Annotated in this window: 7 protein-coding genes; 4 read left to right on the top strand and 3 right to left on the bottom strand. The window is 40.6% G+C overall.

The window, feature by feature from the left end; translation table 11 throughout:
• The first annotated feature begins 69 nt into the window (after positions 1 to 69).
• Positions 70 to 1095 (top strand): methylcobamide:CoM methyltransferase MtaA, encoded by a 1026-nt coding sequence (gene mtaA, locus RG963_RS16005; RefSeq protein WP_310577278.1) that lies wholly within the window; start codon positions 70 to 72, stop codon positions 1093 to 1095.
• Positions 1096 to 1126: 31 nt separating this feature from the next.
• Here the strand turns inward: mtaA and RG963_RS16010 are convergent, their stop codons facing one another.
• The 3 genes from RG963_RS16010 to RG963_RS16020 all read right to left on the bottom strand — a co-directional run bounded on the left by RG963_RS16010 (position 1127) and on the right by RG963_RS16020 (position 4254).
• Positions 1127 to 2029 (bottom strand): DMT family transporter, encoded by a 903-nt coding sequence (locus RG963_RS16010; protein ID WP_310577279.1) that lies wholly within the window; start codon positions 2027 to 2029, stop codon positions 1127 to 1129.
• A 180-nt stretch (positions 2030 to 2209) separates the two neighbouring features.
• Positions 2210 to 3307: a hypothetical protein gene (locus RG963_RS16015; protein ID WP_310577280.1), complete on the bottom strand. Its 1098-nt coding sequence runs from the start codon at positions 3305 to 3307 to the stop codon at positions 2210 to 2212.
• Between the two features lie 293 nt (positions 3308 to 3600).
• A complete protein-coding gene (locus tag RG963_RS16020; protein WP_310577284.1) occupies positions 3601 to 4254 on the bottom strand; it encodes an IMPACT family protein in 654 nt (217 codons plus the stop codon).
• Between the two features lie 350 nt (positions 4255 to 4604).
• Between RG963_RS16020 and RG963_RS16025 the strand changes: the two genes are divergently transcribed.
• The 3 genes from RG963_RS16025 to RG963_RS16035 all read left to right on the top strand — a co-directional run bounded on the left by RG963_RS16025 (position 4605) and on the right by RG963_RS16035 (position 6397).
• A complete protein-coding gene (locus tag RG963_RS16025) occupies positions 4605 to 4976 on the top strand; it encodes a hypothetical protein (RefSeq protein WP_310577281.1) in 372 nt (123 codons plus the stop codon).
• A gap of 149 nt (positions 4977 to 5125) precedes the next feature.
• Positions 5126 to 5311, top strand: coding sequence for a hypothetical protein (locus RG963_RS16030; protein ID WP_310577282.1), 186 nt, complete (start codon positions 5126 to 5128; stop codon positions 5309 to 5311).
• Between the two features lie 192 nt (positions 5312 to 5503).
• Entirely contained in the window at positions 5504 to 6397 is an 894-nt protein-coding gene (locus RG963_RS16035; protein ID WP_310577283.1) for a prenyltransferase, read from the top strand.
• The last annotated feature ends 123 nt before the right edge of the window (positions 6398 to 6520 follow it).

Below are 6520 nucleotides of genomic sequence, written 5' to 3' on the forward strand. Positions count from 1 at the left end.
ATATATTCTCAAATTCGAAAATATTCTCAAAAATTAATTCTCCCAGCTACATCGTATCCGGTGACACACATGAGTAAATTTACCCTGAAAAAGAGATTTGAAAATGCGCTCAAAGGAGAGGCTTTTGATATGGTTCCTGTCTGTTCGGTAACCCAGACCGGCACTCTCGAGCTTATGGGAATGACTGGGGCATACTGGCCTCAGGCAAATTATAACGCCGAAAAGATGGCTTCGCTTGCACTGGCAGGATATGAGATTGCAGGATTTGAGAACGTGCGCTGTCCTTTCTGCACCACTGTGCTTGCTGAGACACTTGGTTGCACAGTAGACGAGGGAAGTATCGATATACAGCCCTATGTAACTGATTTCCCCTGCAAGAAAAAGAAAGATGTCCGGGATATAGCAGTTCCGGATTTGCTTCTCGAAAGCAGACGGACATCGGTAGTTCTGGATGCGGTTGAAATCCTAAAAGGAAAAGTAGGAGAAGATGTGCCTGTTGTTGCCGGGGTTGTGGGCCCGGCTGGACTTGCTTCCATGCTTGCCGGAATGAAAAATTACCTTATGTGGTTTGTGACAAATCCCGAAGTCGTTGAGGAACTGATGGGAGTTCTGACCGACGCTTGCATAAGATATGCAAATGCTCTGCTCGAGCGGGGAGCAGATGCCGTAACTCTTATAGACTCAGAGGCAGGGCCTGATATTATTTCCCCTCAAATGTTCGAAACATCTGTTTTTCCGCTCTACAGGAAATTTTGTAGGGAGGTTAAAGGCCTGAAAATTCTTCATATGTGTGGGGACGCTACTGCTGTTCTGGATCCACTTGCAGATGCCGGGTTTGAGGGGATAAGCATTGAAGAAAAAGTAGGTGTGAGTTTTGCAAAAGAGATTGTGGGCAATAGGGTACACCTTATAGGAAATGTTTCCCCGTCGGATACTCTGCTGACAAAAGGGACTGACGCAGTTATGATTGAAGCTGTTGCTTGCCTTGAAGACGGAATTGATATCCTTGCCCCTGGCTGCGGGCTTGCTCCCCATACCCCACTTGAAAATATAAAAGCGCTTCTGAGAGCAAGGAATACTTACTTCTCACAATGAATTTTCCTGGAGAGCTTCCTGAAAAACTTCTTTAAAAAAAGACTTTTTCACTCTTTTTTATTTTTTTCGAATCTTTAAGGCTTATGAACATTGCGGAAACCATTATGAGAGCACAACCTGCAAGTGTTTCGGAGGATAATCCAATTCCCAGCACGGCTATATCAAAAAATACCCCACTAACAGGTTCTATCAAAGCAAGAAGGCTACCGGTCTGAGCTTTAAGGTTGGCAAGCCCGAGAACCGTAAAAATCTCTCCAAAGCCTATGGATACTATCCCGAAGACTGCAAGCACTTCCAGGTTTCCATAAAGATTTCCAGGAGAAACATCGAATGCATAGGGGCTTAAAAGCAAAAAGGCGATCCCCATTGGCCAGAACATTATTGCAAGCTCTGAGTATTCTGTTTTCAGGATTTTTACATTCATGATCAATGCCGCAAAAACTACTCCTGAAAGTAACCCTGCTACGATACCGAGCATATAGGTGCCTGTAAGTTCGATGCCCGAAAAGTCTCCCTCTGGCTTCACTATAAGGAATATCCCTGCAATTGCTAGGAAAAGGGCAGCTATACTTCCCTTTCCTATTTTCTCATTCAGGATAAGAGGAGAGGCAAGCATTACATAAACAGGGGCCGTATACTGGAGCAGGATGGCTATGGAAACACAGGTGATTTTCAGGCAGGTAAAGTAAAGCAGCATGCACGTGACCACAAGCATTCCCTGCAGGAGAAGGCTTCCTTTCTTCTTCTTTAATTTCAAATCCGAAATTCTTCCTCTGGCAGCTATGTAGATAAAAAGAAACAGTAGGCCGAAGAGCAGCCTGTAGAATATAATGGGATAAATGGCCATATCATGAATGCGGTTAATAAAAAGCCCATTCATGCCGTAGAATGTACAGCCTGCAATTACCGCTAGATGCGCCTTTTTGCTCTCCATAAACATTCGAGATGGATATACGCGTCGTATTTATATATCTACTGGAGATATTCGTTGTCAGCTGGTCTTAATAAAAAATGACTGTGATTCAGGTAAATTTATGGCAGGAAATAATTCGAAAGCAGTGAGAGATCTATACCCGAAATTATCACACTCGGCTAACCCTGTAGAATTCAGACATTAACCGGATGCAATGTGGATCAACTTTTTTTTCTCTTGCCCTTTCCGGCTGTTGCAACAAGATATGCCGATACAATTGCGGCTGTTGCAGGGTAAGTGCCAAGAGGTGTTTTTCTCTACTGTTTCAACTTTCTCCTCTTCTGCCTCAGGTATTTCTCTTTCGGAACTATCTTCTGTGAACATAAAGATATCCATTGTACCTTTGCGTTTATCCTGCCAAACTATTTTATTGCCACTGATTGAGGGGTTACTCTCATACTCAGAAGCTGTAGATACTGTTTTTTCCTGTCCTGTGGCTATGTCGTAAATAAAAATATTTGTCCCTTTATTCCTCCCGTCAGCCCATACTATTCTTCCGTCCGAGATAGCAGGAGTTTTCTGGGGAGAAGGATTGGTAACAACTGCCTTCTCCTCTCCTTTGAAGATATCATACATGTAAATGTCAAGATTTCCGGCGCGCCTGTCTTCCCAGACAATATAGTTTCCTTCAATAGCAGGGTTTGTTTGTTCTGCGGGGTCTGTAACTACTGGAGTTTCTTTGCCTGTATTGATCTCATACATGTAAATATCGTCATTACCATTTCGGGTATCTTTCCAGACTATAATGTTTCCCGAGATTGCAGGCTGGGTCTGCTCAGCCCCGTCTGTCGTTATTCGTGTTTCCTTTTTGGAGGTGAGGTCATACATGTAAATATCCATATTCTGATTCCTGCGGTCTGTCCAGACGACTTTATCACCTGAGATTGCAGGCTCTGTCTGGGAAGCTTTATCCGAAGTAATCTGGATTTTCTTTTTGGAGGTGAGGTCATATACATAGATGTCATAGTTGCCTCTCATGTCATTCGAGATAGCTACGCAGCTGCCCGAGATTGCAGGCTCCACTTCATCTTTCAAGTCCGAAAATAGGGCAACTTCTGCCCTTCCGGATAATAAATCGTACAGAGTGATATCCCAGTTTCCTTTTCTCTGGTCCTGCCAGACAATGTAATTCCCTGAGATCACCGGGCTATTCTGATTTCCGTAAGCCGAGGTGATCTCCTGTTCAGTTCCATTTAGAGTTTCGCTGGCAGCCGAACATGAGACTGTTCCTATCACCACAAGTAAAATGAATGAAATAAGCAGAATTGAACATTTATTATACCTCAATCTTTACACTTCCAAAATTCCCGTGAATTCTAGTATGTTTTTTGAGTATAAAATATTTTCAAATTCAGCTTTTTTTACAAGGTGTTCGCAGAAAAAGATAATTTTATAGCCGGAAAGTCTCAAAATAATAATCTCTCATACTTTTGTATCTCTCATACTTTTTAGCAACTTTCCGACTTCAGTTTTCTTTCTTTTAAGAAAATTTTCCGGAATATTTTGTAAAAGTGTAAAATTAATTGGTAGAGTTAAAGCCTCTCAATTTCTACCTTATTCTTTGTCAGGTCTTTTATTTTTTTAACGAAGTCATCTTCAAGCTCCGTTTTTACAGGAAGGATGAACTCCACGGTATCTGAATATATTTCTTCCCGGATTATTCCGTATTTTCCTATTAGATTTCTCACTTTCTGGCTTTCCGCATATCCCATACGTACTCTGAACCTGACCTGTTCGGAGACTTCGGCAATGCCTGCCTCTTCAATAGCCGAGAGTGCCGTATCTCTGTATGCTCTCGAAAGTCCCCCTAAACCCAGTTTTATTCCCCCAAAATAACGGGCCACTACAACAACCGCATTCCGGATCTCCTTTGATTCCAGTAGTTTAAAAATAGGCTTTCCTGAGCTGCCTGCAGGCTCTCCATCATCTTCATATTTGAGGGCAAAGGAATTTCCTTCTTTTACAAAATAAGCCGAAACATTATGGTTTGCATCCTTATGTAATTCCTTTATCATTTTTATGAAAGCTTTTGCCTCGCCTTCGCTTTCTACAGGTCTGGCATAACATATGAACAGAGAATTTTTGAATTCTTTTTGAGCCTTGCCACAGCATTTAAGAGTTTTGTAACTTTTCAGTATTCTATCCTCTACATGTTTTTTATCTATTTTTCCAAACCGGAAGTTTATAGGTCCGCACTTCTTCAGCGGAGGAATCTTATGGCACCTTTAAATACTTTTCTGTCACTGAGTAGTTATTCTCTTTCTAATTCTGTGTGCATTTATTTAACTCCTGAATATCTATATCGAGTATCATGCGAAATAAATTCAAAAAAGACTTCTATCACTCATATATTTTTACAGATAGTCATACATGGGCATGTATTCCAATTATATACATTATTTCGTTCGACTATTTTTTACCAAATCGAAAAGTTTTAATGTTATTGGCTGGTCATGCATAAATATCTCATATGAAAATCTCATAATTTTATATGAGCTGGGTGTAAAAAAGGAAGAGAACTTTAGAGGTATTATTAATGAAAAAAATGTTAAAGATTATAGCAATGCTCCTTGTTATTGCCACTGTTATCTTTTCAGCCGGCTGTGCTGAAAAGGCTGAAACAGGAAATGAAACAGGAGCTTCTGAAGAAGTAACAGCAGAAAGTCCAGTATCCGAAGATGGTGGAAATGATTCCGTAGTTGCACCTGAAGAAGTTGCAGCTGTAGACAACACAACTGAAGAAGTTGCAGCTGAAGACAACGCAACTGATATTGAAGCTGAAGTTGTAAATGAAGACGATGCTGAATCTGTTGTAGTTGCATCTGCAGACAACGAAACTGCAGCCAATGACACTGCAGACAGCGAAATTGTAGACAACGAAACTGCAGACAACGAAACTGTAGTATAAACAAGGAATTATTTAAGTAGCCTTTTAAAAAGGCTACTATTTTTATTTTTCAAAAACAATTCAATCTAAGTCACTTGGTTTTATAATTTCCGAATCCGAAATTTTCAAAAAATATTTTAAATAAAGTAGCTCTTGCTTTTTTTGTTAATGTGCTTGAAATGAATTTTAAAAATAATTACATAAATTCATTTATAGCAAAAGCTATCGAGGTTATTGAAAAACTTGAAAACCGTTTTACTTCTTGTTTTACCCTGGAATACTCCTGGAGAAATTCGCAGGCATGTATTGAAACCTATGATATGGGGCAACTCACTAATAAACAGTTGATACTTTGATACGCGACATTTCCAACTCGGGCGGAACTTAGTTTGTGCGTTGAAAATATTCCGGTAAGAATAAACTTCAGGCACTGCTTTTCTTTTATATTTTTTAACATAACCTCTTTTTAACAACAGTTTTAACTCATAATCATAATTTTTATGTAATGGTTTACCTTAATCATTACTATTTGTTACTGAGGCCAAAAAATGAAGGAAACCCTGAAAGCCTATATCGACCTTATGCGTGCTCATTTTCTTCCGGCATGGCCCCTTATCTTCTGCTCAGGCCTTGTCCTTGCTTTTGCAAATTACGGCGGCTTTTCCTGGTCGTTAATAATTAAAGCTGCTTTCATAGGCCTGTTTGGGTTCGAAGCCGGGTTTGTGCTCAACGATTATGTGGACAGAAACAGAGACAGGCTTGATGTGGAAAACACACTTACCGGATACTGGCGACCTTTTAAAGAGAGACCCCTTCCTTCAGGGAAAATCTCTTCAAAAAATGCTTTCTGGCTGTTTATCCTGCTTGCAGGAGTTACTTCAGCCCTGATCTTCACACTTCCCCATCCGAATTCGCTCTACGTTTTTGCAATAATGCTGTACTCTTATGGCATTGAGGTTTTTTACCAGGTTAAAAAAAGAGACCAGAAGTTCCCGATTGCGCAACTTCTGGGCAGGACGGACTTTACCCTTTTTCCGGCGGCAGGCTATCTATGCTACGGGCAGCCGGATATGGTCATGCTTCTCTTTGTTGTTTTTTTCTATCCGTGGACAATGGCGCACCTGGGATTGAATGACTTTATCGACCTGAAAAATGATAAGGCAAGAGATCTGAAATCCATAACCGTCCTCTATGGCGCAAAAAAAACTATGTACTGGATTACAGGCTTTACGGTTTTGCATTTCCTTGCAGCTTTTTTCTTTCTCAGGCAGCTTGGAGATATTGCTCTCTACGGCTTTCTTGCGGGGTTTGTGCTTCTGGCAGGGTCAAACCTTTATCTCTGGAAAGAAAAGAGCCAGGCAGCCGGATTGAGAGTGCTCCCTCTCTTTCATGGAACCCTCGTAATCTATGGGGTTTCGATTATTCTTGATTTTGTATATTAAACCGAAAAGTAGGGCAGCTGAAATAAGGTTCTTTGGAATTTTCTACTTTTTTCATTATTCTTTTTCTCTGCCTCTTTTTTCAGTCTCCTCTTTCTTCCTCTGTTTCTTTTTTCCTTTTCTGCT

The organism is Methanosarcina baikalica, assembly GCF_031461075.1.
Lineage (GTDB): Archaea > Halobacteriota > Methanosarcinia > Methanosarcinales > Methanosarcinaceae > Methanosarcina > Methanosarcina baikalica.